This window comes from Shewanella sp. MEBiC00475 (genome assembly GCF_005234075.1).
Classification (GTDB): Bacteria; Pseudomonadota; Gammaproteobacteria; order Enterobacterales; family Shewanellaceae; genus Shewanella; species Shewanella polaris.
In genome coordinates this window covers 1375797-1391963 of record NZ_CP039928.1, presented here as the reverse complement: position 1 = coordinate 1391963, position 16167 = coordinate 1375797, and the positions used below count along the sequence as shown (strand labels likewise).

Below are 16167 nucleotides of genomic sequence, written 5' to 3'. Positions count from 1 at the left end.
CTGTTTTAGGTGTTAACTCGCTGCCACTACTGCGATACTAGCCCATTAAAGTGGTCATCGATAACTCTGCTGGAGCTTCATGGACAAGTCGTTAGAAAAGTCATTAGCCAAATGGCTTAAAAGCCAACAATCTTCTTGTGGTATTTTTCTCAAATTATCTGTTTTATGTGGTGTACTCAATGGTGTCGCTATTGTGGGACAGGCCTATTTTATTGCTCAGATTTTACAGGGCGTCATTATTGACAACCTTGCACCAGCAACATTAAGCATCGAGTTTTATGCACTTATTGGTTTGTTAATCATTCGAGCTTTGTTAGCGCAAGTGCGTGAACGGATAAGTTTTGAGGCCGGTAAACGCTTACGTGAAGACATTCGTCAAGCTGTACTCAATAAATTAGTCGCACTCGGGCCAGTATTTATTAAAGGGAAACCAGCTGGTGCATGGGCAACCTTGGTATTTGAGCAGGTTGAAGATTTACATGACTTTTATGCTAAATACTTACCGCAGATGATGTTAGCTGGTTTTATTCCGTTGCTTATATTGGTCTGTGTGTTTCCAATCAATTGGGCCGCTGGGTTAATTTTGTTGATGACAGCACCATTAATTCCTTTATTTATGATTTTAGTGGGCATGGGGGCTGCGGATGCGAACCGTAAAAATATGCAAGCATTGTCGCGCTTAAGTGGCCATTTTATGGATCGAATTAAAGGGCTACAAACCTTAAAGCTGTTTAATCGTGGCGAAGCTGAGTTGGTTAATATTGGACTGGCTTCGGAAGACTTTCGCGAGCGAACCATGTCGGTATTGCGTTTAGCCTTTTTGAGTTCTGCGGTATTAGAGTTCTTTGCTGCTGTATCGATAGCGGTAGTCGCAGTGTACTTTGGCTTTAGTTATTTAGGTCATCTCGATTTTGGTCATTATGGGGTCAAAATAAGTTTATTTACCGGCATGTTTGTGTTGATTTTATCGCCAGAGTTTTATCAGCCTTTGCGTGATTTAGGCACCCATTATCATGCTAAGGCACAAGCTATAGGTGCTGCAGAGTCTTTGGTTGAACTGCTTGACTATCAAGTCAACACACCAGCCAATATCCAGCCTGTAGCGAAGAATGTTGAATTTTTCGCTGACAATATAATGATTCAAGCTATCGGGCTGGAAGTATTTAGTTTAGACGGCCAACGCTTAGTCGGGCCCATTTCATTTACCTTACCTGCGGGTGAACATTGGGCCATAGTTGGTCCAAGTGGTGCAGGGAAAACCAGTTTGCTTAATGCCCTGTTGGGGTTTTTGCCTTATCAGGGTTCATTATTGGTCAATGGCCATGAATTATCCCATGTTGATGTTGCACAGTGGCGTCAACATTTGGCTTGGTTAGGCCAGGACCCGCAATTGTTTCATGGCACGGTGAGAGAAAATGTCGCATTGGCCAACCCCCAATTAACCGATGAGTACATTATGGCATTGCTTGAACAGGCCAACATTAGCGATTTTGTATTGCAGCATCCACAGGGACTCGACTTGATCATTAGCGATCAAAGTACAGGAGTGTCAGTTGGTCAAGCTCAGCGTTTTGCGCTGGCTCGTGCGTTAGCACAACCTGCTAAATTATTTTTATTAGATGAGCCGACAGCCAGCTTAGATGAAAAAAGTGAACAGTCTGTATTGGCTACATTGCACCGCGCAATGAAGTCCACAAGCGGATTAACGATTACCCATAAATTAGATGATTTACACAATATGAATGGTGTGTTGGTTATGGACAAAGGGATGATAGTACAACAAGGCCATGTGAATGATTTACAACAAGCTGATGGATTATTAGCGCAACTGCTCAATCAACAACAGAACCAACAACAGGAGGTATACTAATGTCACTTCCAGTTGATACTTCATCACACACTCCTAATTCGTTACAGGTTTTACGTCCATTTGTGTCTTTGTTTCGTCGCCAATGGTTGATGATGTTAGTGGGTTTATTGTTAACCTTTACCACTTTACTAACAGGTATTGGTTTGCTGTCATTATCGGGTTGGTTTTTATCTGCCAGTGCGGTCGCCGGTTTAGCTGTGATTACCTCGCAAGCGTTTAACTATTTCACTCCTGCCGGAGGGGTTCGATTTTTCTCCATTGTTCGTACCGTAAGCCGCTACGGCGAACGGTTAGCCACTCATGAAGCAACCTTTAAATTATTGACCCAATTACGTATTTGGGCATGGAATAAGTTGTTACCCCTTAGCGCGGCTAATTTACAAGGTTTGCGAAGAGGCGACTTGCTTAATCGTTTAGTGGCCGATATTGATACCTTAGATCATCTCTACTTACGTTTACTGACCCCCATGGCAGCATCTTTAATGATGATAGGGGTGTTACTGGTGTTTCTTGGTTGGTTTGATCACCATCTAGCATTGAGTTTATGTGGCTTGTTATTAGCTGCTTGGCTTATCCTTCCGCTGGTATTTTATTACTTAGGAAAGGCCCCCGGGCAAGCGTTAATGCAGGCGCAAAGGCAATATCGAGTAGAGCTGCTTGATATTATTCAAGGACAAGCAGAGCTGAGTTTATTTGGTGCTAATAAGCGCTATTTGGATAAACTTGAACAAGCACAGCACAGTTTATTTAGTCAGCAAACCACCATGGCGAATATTACCGGCTTAAGCCAAGCCTTGTTGATAGTTGTCAATGGTAGTGCGGTAGTGTTTATGTTGTATTTAGCTGGCCAAGGCGTAGGAGATGCGACTCCTCCAGGGCCATTAATGGCATTAATGGTATTTGCTACTATGGCCAGTCTTGAAATGATGATGCCGATAGCGGGAGCATTTCAGCACTTATCGAGTACCGTTCTCGCTGCGCGGCGGGTGACTGAAATCACCGAGCAAACACCAAGTGTAGTATTTAATCCTCATAGCCACTTGCAAGCCAACCACGGTGCGCTCCAAATAAGTGGCGTTCACTTTGGTTATCAAAGTCATTCTCAAGTATTACAAGGCCTCGACCTTACGATTAACGCGGGTGAAAAGGTGGCTATATTGGGGCCTACAGGTTGTGGTAAATCAAGTTTATTGGGGCTGATTACCCGTGATTGGGTGGCACAGCAGGGAACGATTATGCTTGATGGTCAGCCGATAAGTGACTATAGCGATGCAAATCTCCGCGCCGCGATGACAGTGGTTAGTCAACGTATTTATTTGTTTTCTGGTACGTTACGTGACAATTTAGCCTTGGCGTTACCTTATCTTCAAGGTGAAGCTAAGAAAACCCATGATCAACGCTTTATCGAGGTGTTACAAAAAGTAGGTCTGCAAACCTTACTGCAAGGCGATAAACCATTAGACAGTTGGATTGGTGAAGGCGGTAGGCAATTATCTGGTGGTGAGCAGCGCAGAATCGGTGTCGCTCGGGCATTATTACGTGATGCGCCTTTACTACTATTGGATGAACCAACAGAAGGACTGGACAAACGTACCGAGCGAGAAATCCTCAACGTATTACTCGATTTTGCCCAACACAAAACCTTGTTAATGATCAGTCATCGTTTGACTGCATTAGAGCAAATGGATTCCGTTTACTTATTTCAACAAGGACAGTTAACACTACGTGCTAATTAATACGTTTAGCTTATGATAAAAATATAAGCTACTAACATAAGCTATTAATATATTAGCGATGGCGCAATGGCCGTACGTAAATGAATTGTTAATACAAATGATGGTAACTGTTTTGATGTTTATCGATAAAGAATGGTAATAACGTCGCAATGTAACGGCCTTTTGGATACTTAATTACATCAGGCCCGCGCTTAAATCGCAATAAATTGACCCAATTCACATATTTAGTATTCGAAATTGTTGAAAAGTTACATTTCTCTCAAATATTGTGATCGTTATTACTATATTAGTAGTTGCAAACATATAACATTAGTCATCGAATTTTTTTAGATGGTGAATGTGATGGTTGGTGTTTCAAATCCAGTGATAACCATAAAGCGTGGACTTGATATCCCGATTGCGGGGAAGCCTCTGCAGCAAATAGATGGCGCGCCAAAAACGACTCAAGTGGCGCTAATTGGCGAAGAGTATGTAGGTCTAAAACCCACTATGATGGTAGAGGTTGGTGATCGTGTCGCTAAAGGCCAAGTGCTATTTGAAGACAAGAAAACACCTGGTGTGTTATTTACCGCACCAGCAAGTGGAATTGTTGCTGCAATTAATCGCGGTGATCGTCGGGTATTACAGTCGGTAGTGATTGATTGTGATACCAAGCAAGAACCAGAGATACTCTTTGAGCCTGCGGATATTCATGGGCTATCAACTCAAATTGTTAAAGACAGTTTGGTACGCAGTGGTTTATGGACCGCGTTGCGTACGCGTCCTTTTTCACGAGTGCCCCAGTTAGATGCTAGTCCCGCTGGCATATTCGTGACTGCCATTGATACTAATCCACTAGCACCCGATCCACGCATCATTATTGCCTCTCAGCCACAAGCTTTTGAGGCTGGATTATTAGCATTAACTTTTTTAACCGAAGGAAAGGTGTTTTTATGCCAAGACGACGGTGCATCGTTAGTCGCTGATACCGATAGCGAATATGACTTATCGCAAGTGAGCGTTCAGCGCTTTAATGGCGTTCATCCTGCCGGACTCGTTGGCACCCATATTCACTTTTTATTGCCCGTGAGTATTGAACGTCAGGTATGGCATGTGGGTTATCAGGACGTCATAGCCTTTGGCAAACTGTTTTTAAGTGGTGAACTGTATACAGACCGCTTCGTTTCATTAGCCGGCCCTAATGTGTTAAAACCACGACTAGTGCGTACTCAATTAGGCGCAAAGCTTAGTGAGTGGGTTACTGATGAAATTAATCAGCAACAATCTCGTATTGTTTCGGGTTCATTATTATCTGGTCATACAGCCACAGGCGTTTATGACTATTTAGGCCGGTTCCATAATCAAATCAGCGTACTGACCGAAAATGATCGCCATGAATTATTGCCTTGGGTTCGCCACGACAGCAGTAAATTCTCGTTAACTGGCATCATGATGTCAGGCTTTAGTCGCACCAAAAAATTATTTGATTTTACCACTCATGCTGGTGGCTCGTCGCGCGCCATGATGGCATTCGGCCAACTTACTCGGGTGATGCCATTGGATATTTTGCCGATTTTATTAGTGCGTGATTTAGTGGTACGTGATACCGATGAAGCGCAGCTACTTGGGGCATTAGAGTTGGATGAAGAAGATTTAGCCTTATGTACGTTTGTCTGTCCTGGAAAATATGACTTTGGTAAAGAGTTACGTGCTTGCTTAGATATTATCGAGAGGGAAGGTTAATGAGTCTGCAACATAAAAAAACAAGCACTGAAGACAGTTACTACGCCCATGGTAATTCAATGCGAAGTTATCTTCGGTCTTTGTGGATTGCCAACGGCCGTAGCACTAAAGGCCATGTGCATATTCGCGATGCGATTGATGTAAAACGTACTATGCACATTGTGGGTATGTGCTTATTCCCTGCAATGTTATTTGGTATGTATAACATAGGGCTTCAGGCTCAAATTGCCATTATGGCAGGGGCGACACAGCCTGAAACGTGGCAATTAGCAATATATAACTTACTGTTTGGGCCCCTCACTGAAAGTGCTGGCTTGATGAGTTTATTTGTCTATGGTGCCAGTTTTTATGTGCCATTTTACTTAACCGCATTAGTGGTGAGTTTAGTGTGGGAAGTGGTATTCGCTAAAGTGCGTCGCCAAGAGTTGCATGAAGGCTTCTTTATTACTGCATTACTGTTTTCGTTAATTTTACCAATTTCGACACCTTTATGGATTGTGGCATTAGGCATCAGTTTTGGAGTGGTAGTGGCAAAAGAGATGTTTGGCGGCATGGGGTATAACTTTTTAAACCCTGCACTGGCTGGTTATGCATTTATTTATTTTGCTTATCCAACCGAGGTGGTGTCATTAGGCCAATTTGTTGCTGTAGATGGCTTTTCTGGCGCGACCACGCTAACGCTTACCGTAGCCAAAAAATTAAGCTTCGTCGATACGAGTTGGTTTAGTGTATTTACAGATACAAGCTGGTGGAATGCCTTTCTAGGCTTTACCCCCGGTGCGGTAGGGGAAACCAGTACTTTAGCCATTCTTATTGGTGGCGGTATTTTACTGCTTACCCGTGTTGCAGATTGGCGTGTGGTTGCAGGTGTGATGCTGGGGATGATCATTACTGTGCTGCTATTTAATTACTTCGGTTCAAGCAGAAATCCAATGTCGGCGATGCCGTGGACATGGCACTTAGTCACCGGTGGTTTTGCGCTGGGAATGATGTTTATGGCTACTGATCCGGTTACCGCATCGTACACCCATAAGGCTAAGTTCGCATTCGGATTTATGATTGGGTTTATGACCATTATTATTCGTTTACTGAATGCCAAAATGCCAGAGGGCATTATGCTAGCCATTTTGTTTACTAATCTATGGGCACCGTTGTTCGACTACCTAGTCGCTCAAGCTAATATCAAACGGAGACTAAAACGTCATGGCCTTTAAGAAAGATTCAGTCGCCGGAACAATGGTGTTTATTATTGTTTTGAGCTTGGTTTGTTCGTTTATGATCACCGGTACCGTGGAGATTTTAAAAGAACGTAAGCTGGCTAAAAAGCGCGAAGAAGTACAACAGTTTGTATTGAAGGCTGCGGACATCGACATCAGTCAAGGTGACTTTAGCGAGTTATTTGCCCAACGAGTGAAACCTAAGATGGTTAACTTAGCGACAGGCAAGGTGACCGAAAAAGCCAATTTACTTGATTTTGATGAGCGCATGGCATCGATTAACCCTGAAACCTCTACTAAACCGAAAAAGGACATCGCCAAAATTAAAACCATGGCGACCGACATTCGCATATTTGAGGTGTATGACACTAATGGTCAACTTGCCAGCATTGTGATGCCTATATATGGCAAAGGCTTGTGGTCGATTATTTATGGTTATATGGCAATCAAACCTGACTTAAATACAATCGAAAATATTGTGTTTTATGAACATGGTGAAACGCCAGGTATTGCAGACTTTATTACTGATCCACAATGGTTAGCGAAGTGGCAAGGTAAAAAATTATTTGATGACCAAGGTAAAATCGCCATTAAAGTGATTAAAGGCGGCGCCAAAGACGGCGACATTCACGGTGTTGATGGTGTGAGTGGCGCGACTCGTTCGGGTGTTGGTATTCAGCGCTTAGTCGAGTTTTGGTTTGGCGTGGAAGGATACCAAACCTATCTACACACGTTAGCTGCGGAGGGTAAGTAAATGAGTCGTGCTATTTCAACTCGTGAGATCCTAACATCGCCAATTATGGCTAATAACCCTGTGGCAATACAAGTATTAGGTGTGTGTTCGGCATTAGCGGTCAGTAACTCCATGCAAACCGCATTGGTGATGACACTTGCGGTGACATTTGTATTGGTTTTCTCTAATTTAATCATTTCAAGTATTCGTAACTTTATCCCTAATAGTGTACGGATTATTGCGCAGATGACGGTGATCGCCTCGTTGGTGATTATTGTCGATATGGTGTTGCAAGATGTGGCGTATGAGCTGTCGAAACAGTTATCTGTATTTGTCAGTTTGATCATCACTAACTGCATCATTATGGGCCGAGCAGAAGCTTTTGCGATGAAAAATCCTCCGCATTTGGCCGTGGTTGATGCCTTAGGCAACGCTATGGGGTATGGCTTAATTCTAATGGGTGTAGCGTTTATTCGTGAACTACTGGGTCGTGGCAGTTTGTTTGGCCATGACATATTGACCACCGTTGAAAATGGCGGCTGGTATTTGGCGAATGAGATGTTCACTTTGCCACCCAGCGCGTTCTTTTTAATTGGTGTGATGATTTGGGTTATTAAAATCATTCAACGCAAGCGCGGATAAGGAAACAGCATGGAACATTATATTAATTTATTTATCCAAGCGGCGTTTATCGACAATATGGCGCTGTCATTTTTCTTAGGTATGTGCACTTTTTTAGCCGTGTCGAAAAAGGTCTCTACAGCATTTGGTTTAGGTGTTGCCGTGATTGTTGTGATGGTGCTGGCAGTGCCATTAAATCAAGTTATCTACGTAAATATTTTAGCCCCAGGCGCATTGGCTTGGGCGGGTTTTGCTGAACTTAATTTAAGTTACTTACAGCTGATTACTTTTATTGGGGTGATTGCTGCGTTAGTGCAAATCTTGGAGATGTTTTTAGATCGTTATATTCCGGCCTTATACCAGTCATTAGGGATCTTTTTACCATTATTAACGGTAAACTGCGCTATTTTTGCTGGGGTTATTTTTATGGCCAACCGTGACTATAACTTTACTGAGTCAGTGGTATTTGCGTCGGGCTCTGCTGTGGGTTGGGCTATGGCCATAGTGTTACTTGCAGGACTTCGTGAACGAATGAAGTTTCATGCTATTCCAGACGGATTGCAGGGCATTGGGATCACATTTATTACCACCGGCTTAATGGCTCTGGGCTTTATGTCATTTGCGGGCATTACGTTATAACGCATTAAAGAAAAGGGTTATTTAATGGAAATGGCAATAGGTATTGGCATGTTTACCATAGTGGTAAGTTTGCTAGTGATGGTGATTTTAGTCGCCAAACGAAAGTTAGTGAACACAGATGATGTCACAATTAGCATTAATGATGATGCCAGTAAAACAGTGCAAACCCCTGCCGGTGATAAGTTATTAGGTGCTTTGTCTGGGCAACATATTTTTATTCCGTCTGCGTGTGGCGGCGGTGGCACTTGTGGTCAATGTCGAGTGAAAGTGAAGGCTGGCGGTGGTGATATTTTGCCGACTGAACTGGATCATATTACGAAAAAAGAAGCTAAAGAAGGTTGTCGTTTGGCATGCCAAGTTACCGTGCGAAACAACATGGAACTTGAGATTGACGAAGAAATCTTTGGGGTTAAAAAATGGCAATGTGAAGTCATTTCAAACAATAACCAGGCGACCTTTATTAAGGAGTTACTGTTAAAGCTCCCTGATGGCGAAGACGTATTGTTTAAAGCCGGTGGTTATATTCAAATTGAAGCACCTGCTCATGAAGTGCGTTATGCCGATTTTGATATTCCTGAAGAGTATCGTGGTGACTGGGTTCGATATGGCTTATTTGATTTAGTGTCTACCGTTGATGAAGACGTATTACGAGCTTATTCAATGGCAAACTACCCTGATGAAAAGGGTACTATTATGCTAAACGTGCGTATTGCGACGCCGCCTAAAGCAGGTTTGCCACCAGGAAAAATGTCGTCATATATTTTTAATTTAAAAGCGGGTGATCAGGTAACTATTTCAGGGCCATTTGGTGAGTTTTTTGTCAAAGAAACCGATGCTGAAATGGTGTTTGTTGGTGGTGGTGCAGGTATGGCACCGATGCGATCGCATATATTTAACCAGCTAAAAAGTGTCAAAACCAAACGTAAAATGAGCTTTTGGTATGGTGCTCGTTCAACTCGGGAAGTCTTTTATCAACAAGACTTTGATCAACTAGCCGCTGACAATGACAACTTTGTTTGGCATGTCGCTTTGTCTGATCCTTTACCTGAAGATAACTGGACAGGTTATACTGGTTTTATTCATAACGTGTTGTATGAAAACTACTTAAAACAGCATAAAGCACCAGAAGATTGTGAGTTTTATATGTGTGGACCTCCAATTATGAATGCGTCAGTTATCGCGATGTTGGAAGGGTTAGGGGTGGAGTCTGAAAACATCTTATTAGATGACTTTGGTGACTAATCCTTTGCACATTCGACCTTTGCAGAACTATAGGTTGCTAAAGAAGATAAATTAAGTGGACAAAAAAATCCCCATACCGTCATTGACTATTTGGGGATTTTTTTAGCCGATAAGTTCAACTATATATTAACGATCAGAACATGCTAAATAACGCATCACTTCGGCTTTGTTAAAGCTAAGCACTTCACCGTGTTGTTCCGTGAACAGCAAATTTTCGCGAGCATAACGCTTAATCGTCGTAGGGCTTTTGTCGAGTATTTCACAGACTTCATTAAAAGTTAAATCGTTATTATCACTCATTCCTATTCTCCTTGCGTTATGGTTACTTTGACTCGTCTTATGTCGTTAGTATTGAACAACTGTGGTGTATTAACTTGTCATAAAGCTGCGCTATTGTCGAGAGTAGTATTATTAATAATGACAGCTGTGCATCATGCCATTGGTGATTATTTGGCAGGTAGGAGCTACTTGAGGTTTCAAGGCAACTTGATACATAGATTCTGCAACTATTTGTGCATCAATTGGCTGGTATTGACGCAGTGGCCCGATAAATAAAAATGCTAATCCACCCAAAATAGTTTGACCAATATCTTCCATAAAACGGCTATGATCCCTTGGTCCTAATAATAAGCTCGGCTGAAAAACATTAAGTACTGGCAGTGGTAGTGCCTTAAGTCCTTGTTCAACTTCACCTTTAATCCGATTATAAAATACCTTTGATTTAGCATCTGCACCCAATGCCGTAACTACCATAAATTTAAGCGCCGGATTTGCTTGTGTTTGACACAGTTTTGCAAAGGCTAGCACCGCTAATTTATCGACTTGAATAAAGGCTTCTTCACTGCCAGCTTGTTTGATGGTGGTGCCTAAACAGCAAAATGCATGATCAACTTTGTCTGCCAATATGACTTCATGTAACTCATTAAGTTGGCAGGGAATAAATTGCACTTTTTCAGCACCGAATTGATGCTCAACCAATTTAGGTATTGAGCGGCCAACAACCAATACCTTACTATATTGCTCACTTTCAATGATGCGAGTCAGTAAGGCGTTGCCCACTAATCCTGTTGCACCCATTATTATTGCAATCATATAATCCTTAGAAAGCTAAACTGACTCGCATAGACTCTAATCTGTCGCTCTAATGGTTTCAATAAGAATATTTTAATAGCATTTTTTAGTGTGTTTGTTAGCGTTAGGGTTATGACAATAAATGAGTGCCGAATCAACATAACCATCATAAGAACAGTCATTATAAGCACAATCAAAAGAACAACAATAAGGATGAACGATGACCCAAGCGCATTTACCACTAACAGATTTTATTGAGTACTCAACTGATGAAATGCTTAAACGAGCACAAGATCATTACCAGGAGATTAAGCGGCGTCATTCTATAAGAGCATTTTCTGATCGCGCAGTGCCGCAAGCCATTATTGAACAATGTATTTTAGCTGCGGGCACGGCACCTAATGGCGCAAATCATCAGCCGTGGCATTTTGTGGCAATTAATAGCCCACAGATAAAAGCGCAAATTCGTCAGCAAGCAGAAGCGTTAGAACAAGCATTTTATGCTGGTCGTGCAGGTGAAGAATGGCTAGATGCATTAAAACCGTTAGGCACCAATGCCGATAAACCCTACTTAGAACATGCACCTTGGCTGATTGCGGTGTTCAGTAAAAAGCGCACCGAAGCCGCAGGAGAGCAGAAAAGTAATTATTATGTACACGAGTCTGTGGGAATTGCGACTGGATTTTTAATCCAAGCATTGCATCATGCTGGTCTTGGTACATTAACTCACCCCCCAAAACCGATGAGCTTTTTAAGTAAAGTGTGTGGCCGTGACAATGATAATGAACGTCCCTATATGCTTATTATTGCTGGGTATCCGGCTGATGATGCGACTATTCCACAACATGCGATCGACAAAAAAACATTGAATGAAATTTGTGATTTTATGTGATGTTTATAACAGAGACTGTTTAATGAATTAGTGGTTCGGCTAGTCAGTATTGTCACTCGATTACATTATCGATTCTAACAGTGATTGAGCGTCGGTATACCCAAAGTATTAGCAGATTAACATTAACCAAAAAGCGCCTAATGGCGCTTTCTTTTATTAACCACATTCGAGTTGTCGATTAAATAAAATCAGTCATATAAGGATGGCGTGTCTTCAGTGGGGCGGGTTTTAAAGCGACGATGTAGCCACATATATTGCTCCTTGTTGCGGCTAATCAGTTGTTCAACAATCTGGTTACCACGAATGGCGTCGTCTGTTTCATTATCGCCGGGGAAGTTCTCTATAGGCGGCATGATTTCAAGGGTATAGCCCTTATCATCTGCATTACGTTCTACAAAAAAAGGCACCACATTGGCTTTACCTAGTCTCGCTAGTGCAGTAGCACCAGTAATGGTTGCAGCATCGGGTACGCCAAAAAATGGGATAAATACAGCGCTTGAACGACCAAAATCTTGATCGGCGGTATACCAAATAACGTCTGGGCTGCGCAAACTGCGGATCATTTGGCGCACGTCGCGCTTAGGTACTAAGCCTTTGTTTGAACGTAAGCGACCTTTGACTTGTAAGTATTCCATCACCGGATTGTTGTGGGGACGATATACTCCAATTCCCGGGGCAAACTGGCCAAAAATTCGCGCGCCCATTTCAAGTGGTAAACAATGTACGGCAAATAAAATCACCCCTTTGCCATTGTCTAGGCTTTGACTAACATGCTCAGTGCCTTTAATGGTCATGTGTTGCTGCACGCGCTCGTTAGACCACCACCATGCATTAATGGTGTCAAATAATGCTTTACCGGTTTCTTCAAAAGTACGCTCAAGCAGTTGCTGTTTGTCTGTATCAGTCATATTTGGAAAGCATAACTCGATATTACGTTTTGCTGTATGAGTTCGGCCACCAGCTACTTTCATCACTAATCGACCAATACTGCTACCAATTTTCATTTGCCAAGATAAGGGTAATAGCAGGGTTAAACGCATTAAACCGACGCCTAACCACATAGGCCAATGTTTAGGATGATATAAATCAGAAGAAAATTCGGCTTTCTCGACCACAGATAACTCGTCTAGTTCGTAAAAATTATTTGTTATTCTAACTCATATTTTGCTGAAAATTAGGTACAATCACGGTTAATTTTTTATTAGACAGCGAATACACTATGAAGGTTTCTCTTCCAGCTTTTGAAAATGCGCGCGTTTTAGTGATTGGCGATGTAATGTTAGATCGCTATTGGGTTGGCCCTACGGGACGCATTTCACCTGAAGCCCCAGTCCCTGTTGTTAAAATTAACCAAATTGAAGATAGACCCGGCGGCGCTGCTAACGTGGCATTAAACATTGCTACGTTAGGTGGTCAAGTCCAGTTAGCGGGTATTGTTGGCCAAGATGAAACTGCGCAAGCACTTACCCAAGGGGTTAAAGTGTTTGGTGTTGAACCGCAATGGCTCACCGTAGCAGACAAGCCAACGATTACTAAATTACGGGTCTTGTCACGTAATCAACAATTGATCCGCTTAGATTTTGAAGAGCCTTTTGATAAGTCAACTAGCCAAGCGTTATTTGCTCAAAGTGAAGCGATTTTAGATAATGTCGATGTATTGGTATTGTCTGATTATGCCAAGGGCGCCATTGATGAGCCAAAGGATTTTATTGCTAAAGCTCGAGCCAAAGGAGTAAAGGTTTTAGTTGATCCTAAAGGTCATGATTTTGCCCGTTATCATGGTGCGTCATTAATCACCCCAAATATGAGTGAGTTTGAAGCAGTTGTCGGTACCGTTACTAGCGAAGCTGATTTAATTGAAAAAGCCCAAAAGCTGATTAAGTTACATAACTTTGATGCCATCTTAGTGACTCGCTCAGAAAAAGGCATGACGTTAGTGTCGCAAGACCAACTTGAATTGCATATTCCAACGGTTGCCCGTGAGGTTCACGATGTGACTGGCGCCGGCGATACCGTGATTTCTGCCTTAGCGACCTCGATTGCTGCCGGTGCTACATTGGCGCAAGCCTGTGCGATTGCCAATACTGCTGCGGGTGTGGTTGTGGGCAAGTTAGGCACATCAACAGTAAGCCGCATTGAACTAATACAAGCATTAGCTCTGAATCATGGCGAGTCTGGTTTTGGGGTGATGACAGAGGATCAATTGGCTTATGCGATGGAGCAAGCACGTTTACGAGGTGAACGTATTGTGATGACTAATGGTTGTTTTGATATTTTACATGCTGGCCATGTAAGCTATTTGCAACAAGCCAAAGCGTTAGGGCATCGTCTTATTGTTGCGGTAAATAATGATGACTCAGTTACCCGTTTAAAAGGTCCTGGACGTCCTGTTAATCCAGTAGATCGCCGTATGGCAGTTTTAGCTGGACTCGCATCAGTAGATTGGGTTGTTCCTTTCGCTGAAGACACGCCACAACGTATCATTGCACGTTTATTGCCTGACTCTTTAGTGAAAGGCGGCGATTACAAAGTGGAAGATATTGCTGGTGGTGCTGAAGTGATTGCTGCTGGTGGCAAGGTTGAAGTGCTCGGATTTGAGGACGGTGTATCAACTACCGCGATTATTCAAAATATTATGTCGCAAAAATAGTTGATGTGTAGATACTGGCAACGGTCATTACTCAAGTTATTAAGCTGTAGTGTTGCTTGTGTACCGTTATTTGTTGGTCACTTTGTTAATGCTGGCCAGTATATTTCGCCGCAACCTTTAGTCATAAATCAAGTTCAAACAACAGCTGTTATGGTTGAAGATGGTTTGGCGAATGATGATGTTCGCCAAGCTTATTTTACCCCAATAGCAAAGAAACAAGCGCTAGTCTGTTCTTTACCTGCATTGAAAAAGTGTATCGCGTTACTCCCTTTGTCATTACAACACCAAACGTCTTTTTCTGTTGCCAATATTCGCCGCGCTATTGGGCGTAAAAGTGCGATGGTGCTCGTTGCTGAAAGTGACAGCATTGCGGGCGTTATTATCATTAATCCAGCTAAAGACATGCTTGAGCAAAGTGGTGCTATTGGCTTAACAACTTATCAGTTGCCGTTAACCAATCAAACAAAACTAACTTTGTGGCATGAAATAGGACATTTATACAATATTTCATTACAAGGCAGCGTTTTACCTTACTCTATAACAGAATATCAGCATGAATGGCTAGCAGACTTGTATTTGTTATGGTGTGTTGCACAGCAATACCAACAACTCGATTTAGTATGGCAACAGTTCCATCGGCGTAATCTTGCACTGATTAATGACAGCGGTAATTTGTCACATTGGAGTGCGCCTCAGCTTCAAATTGTGCTGAGTCATTACGATGTCCAACAATTACAGCATTTTTCTCGATATGAAGATTTTTTAACGGCTGTTTATCCGTTAATGCCTGCGTGGTCACCGCGTGATATGGGGGAGTTTTCGAGTTTAGTCCAGCGCACTTTTAGCTCTGTTCAATCTTTGCCTGAGTATATGTTTTGGCGTCAACCTGAGTTAATTCAAGTACTGACACCGACGTTAAAACAGTTGATGGGTAAAACTAAATCACAGCAATGGCTTAAAAAGCAATTCTCAACAGCAAAGTGATATGTAAATGTTTATTAATTATTATTTTTAGCATATACAAATTACTTGGTTGTAGTTATTGATAACCTTTGATTTTAAAGGGTTAATAAATCATTATCGCGATAATGTTCTGTTTACCTAGATATTGTACGGTTAAATATGTTGTAAATGTGCCAATTCTTAGCAGAATTTTCTAGTGGGGTCTGGTAAGCTCTTGCACTAAAAAAAAATTAGAGAGACTATTTATGGCCAAACGTTCTCGAGTTGAAACTGAGTTAACTGTTAACCAAATTTTAGATGAAGCCTTTAAGCAAATACTCACAATTGGTTTTGATGCGATGTCGTATACGACATTATCTACAGCCATTGGAGTTAGTCGAACAGGTATTAGTCATCATTTTCCACGTAAAACAGAATTTTTAGTGCGTTTAGATCAACGGATCGGAGAGTTTTTTGTTGAAGCACTCGATTTTAGTTCTGTTGCATCACTAGAATTATCGTGGAGAAAAGCATTACAACATAAAGAGCATAAAGCGGTTTTAAAATTGTTTTTTAGTCTTTGTGGCACAAATGACAATAGTGTCACTTATTTTAGCGCAGTAAATACTGCTAAAAAAATAGCGATAACTGAGTTGGGTGATAACGGTGGGAAATGTATTAATCAGCTGATTGGTTATAGTGCGTTTTTGTTACTCGAAAGTACACTTTAATCCAAAGTTGTATGAATTTCATTCGATGTAGGGTTTGTTAAAATCAGGGCCTGTTTATCCAATAAATGTTAACCACGAAAGATAAATAGACCTTAGGTAAA

At 41.9% G+C, this 16167-nt stretch carries 15 protein-coding genes; 12 read left to right on the top strand and 3 right to left on the bottom strand.

Features of this window, described 5'->3' with window-relative positions:
• The first annotated feature begins 79 nt into the window (after positions 1 to 79).
• The 8 genes from cydD to nqrF all read left to right on the top strand — a co-directional run bounded on the left by cydD (position 80) and on the right by nqrF (position 9780).
• Positions 80 to 1870 carry a cysteine/glutathione ABC transporter permease/ATP-binding protein CydD gene (gene cydD, locus FCN25_RS06140; protein WP_137222942.1) on the top strand — a complete coding sequence of 597 codons (1791 nt, stop codon included), beginning with the start codon at positions 80 to 82 and terminating at the stop codon, positions 1868 to 1870.
• Positions 1870 to 3606, top strand: a complete 1737-nt coding sequence (cydC, locus tag FCN25_RS06135) for a cysteine/glutathione ABC transporter ATP-binding protein/permease CydC (protein ID WP_137222940.1) — start codon at positions 1870 to 1872, stop codon at positions 3604 to 3606. Before cydD ends, cydC begins: the two co-directional genes overlap by 1 nt.
• A gap of 342 nt (positions 3607 to 3948) precedes the next feature.
• Positions 3949 to 5328 carry a Na(+)-translocating NADH-quinone reductase subunit A gene (locus tag FCN25_RS06130; RefSeq protein WP_137222938.1) on the top strand — a complete coding sequence of 460 codons (1380 nt, stop codon included), beginning with the start codon at positions 3949 to 3951 and terminating at the stop codon, positions 5326 to 5328.
• Positions 5328 to 6542, top strand: a complete 1215-nt coding sequence (locus tag FCN25_RS06125; protein WP_137222937.1) for an NADH:ubiquinone reductase (Na(+)-transporting) subunit B — start codon at positions 5328 to 5330, stop codon at positions 6540 to 6542. Before FCN25_RS06130 ends, FCN25_RS06125 begins: the two co-directional genes overlap by 1 nt.
• On the top strand, positions 6532 to 7299 hold the full coding sequence (locus FCN25_RS06120; RefSeq protein WP_137222935.1) for a Na(+)-translocating NADH-quinone reductase subunit C: 768 nt from the start codon (positions 6532 to 6534) through the stop codon (positions 7297 to 7299). The genes FCN25_RS06125 and FCN25_RS06120 overlap by 11 nt, the downstream gene beginning before the upstream one ends.
• A complete protein-coding gene (locus FCN25_RS06115) occupies positions 7300 to 7920 on the top strand; it encodes an NADH:ubiquinone reductase (Na(+)-transporting) subunit D (protein ID WP_137222933.1) in 621 nt (206 codons plus the stop codon). It abuts the gene before it with no gap.
• Between the two features lie 9 nt (positions 7921 to 7929).
• A complete protein-coding gene (gene nqrE / locus FCN25_RS06110; RefSeq protein ID WP_137222931.1) occupies positions 7930 to 8538 on the top strand; it encodes an NADH:ubiquinone reductase (Na(+)-transporting) subunit E in 609 nt (202 codons plus the stop codon).
• 24 nt (positions 8539 to 8562) lie between these two features.
• Positions 8563 to 9780: an NADH:ubiquinone reductase (Na(+)-transporting) subunit F gene (gene nqrF / locus FCN25_RS06105; RefSeq protein WP_137222929.1), complete on the top strand. Its 1218-nt coding sequence runs from the start codon at positions 8563 to 8565 to the stop codon at positions 9778 to 9780.
• A 126-nt stretch (positions 9781 to 9906) separates the two neighbouring features.
• Here the strand turns inward: nqrF and FCN25_RS06100 are convergent, their stop codons facing one another.
• Both FCN25_RS06100 and FCN25_RS06095 read right to left on the bottom strand, forming a co-directional pair.
• Entirely contained in the window at positions 9907 to 10080 is a 174-nt protein-coding gene (locus FCN25_RS06100; protein ID WP_137222927.1) for a helix-turn-helix domain-containing protein, read from the bottom strand.
• Positions 10081 to 10191: 111 nt separating this feature from the next.
• Complete coding sequence (locus tag FCN25_RS06095) at positions 10192 to 10872, bottom strand: nucleoside-diphosphate sugar epimerase (protein WP_137222925.1); 681 nt, start codon at positions 10870 to 10872, stop codon at positions 10192 to 10194.
• Between the two features lie 199 nt (positions 10873 to 11071).
• Here FCN25_RS06095 and FCN25_RS06090 point away from each other — a divergent pair, with 199 nt between their 5' ends.
• Positions 11072 to 11743 (top strand): nitroreductase family protein, encoded by a 672-nt coding sequence (locus FCN25_RS06090; protein ID WP_137222923.1) that lies wholly within the window; start codon positions 11072 to 11074, stop codon positions 11741 to 11743.
• Between the two features lie 188 nt (positions 11744 to 11931).
• Here FCN25_RS06090 and FCN25_RS06085 read toward each other — a convergent pair whose 3' ends face one another.
• Entirely contained in the window at positions 11932 to 12858 is a 927-nt protein-coding gene (locus FCN25_RS06085; protein ID WP_137222921.1) for an LpxL/LpxP family Kdo(2)-lipid IV(A) lauroyl/palmitoleoyl acyltransferase, read from the bottom strand.
• 104 nt (positions 12859 to 12962) lie between these two features.
• On the opposite strand from FCN25_RS06085, the gene hldE reads away from it, so the two are divergent.
• From hldE to FCN25_RS06070, 3 genes are all read left to right on the top strand, one after another.
• Entirely contained in the window at positions 12963 to 14393 is a 1431-nt protein-coding gene (gene hldE, locus FCN25_RS06080) for a bifunctional D-glycero-beta-D-manno-heptose-7-phosphate kinase/D-glycero-beta-D-manno-heptose 1-phosphate adenylyltransferase HldE (protein WP_137222919.1), read from the top strand.
• A 3-nt stretch (positions 14394 to 14396) separates the two neighbouring features.
• On the top strand, positions 14397 to 15377 hold the full coding sequence (locus tag FCN25_RS06075) for a hypothetical protein (RefSeq protein WP_137222917.1): 981 nt from the start codon (positions 14397 to 14399) through the stop codon (positions 15375 to 15377).
• 224 nt (positions 15378 to 15601) lie between these two features.
• On the top strand, positions 15602 to 16066 hold the full coding sequence (locus FCN25_RS06070) for a TetR/AcrR family transcriptional regulator (RefSeq protein WP_137222915.1): 465 nt from the start codon (positions 15602 to 15604) through the stop codon (positions 16064 to 16066).
• The last annotated feature ends 101 nt before the right edge of the window (positions 16067 to 16167 follow it).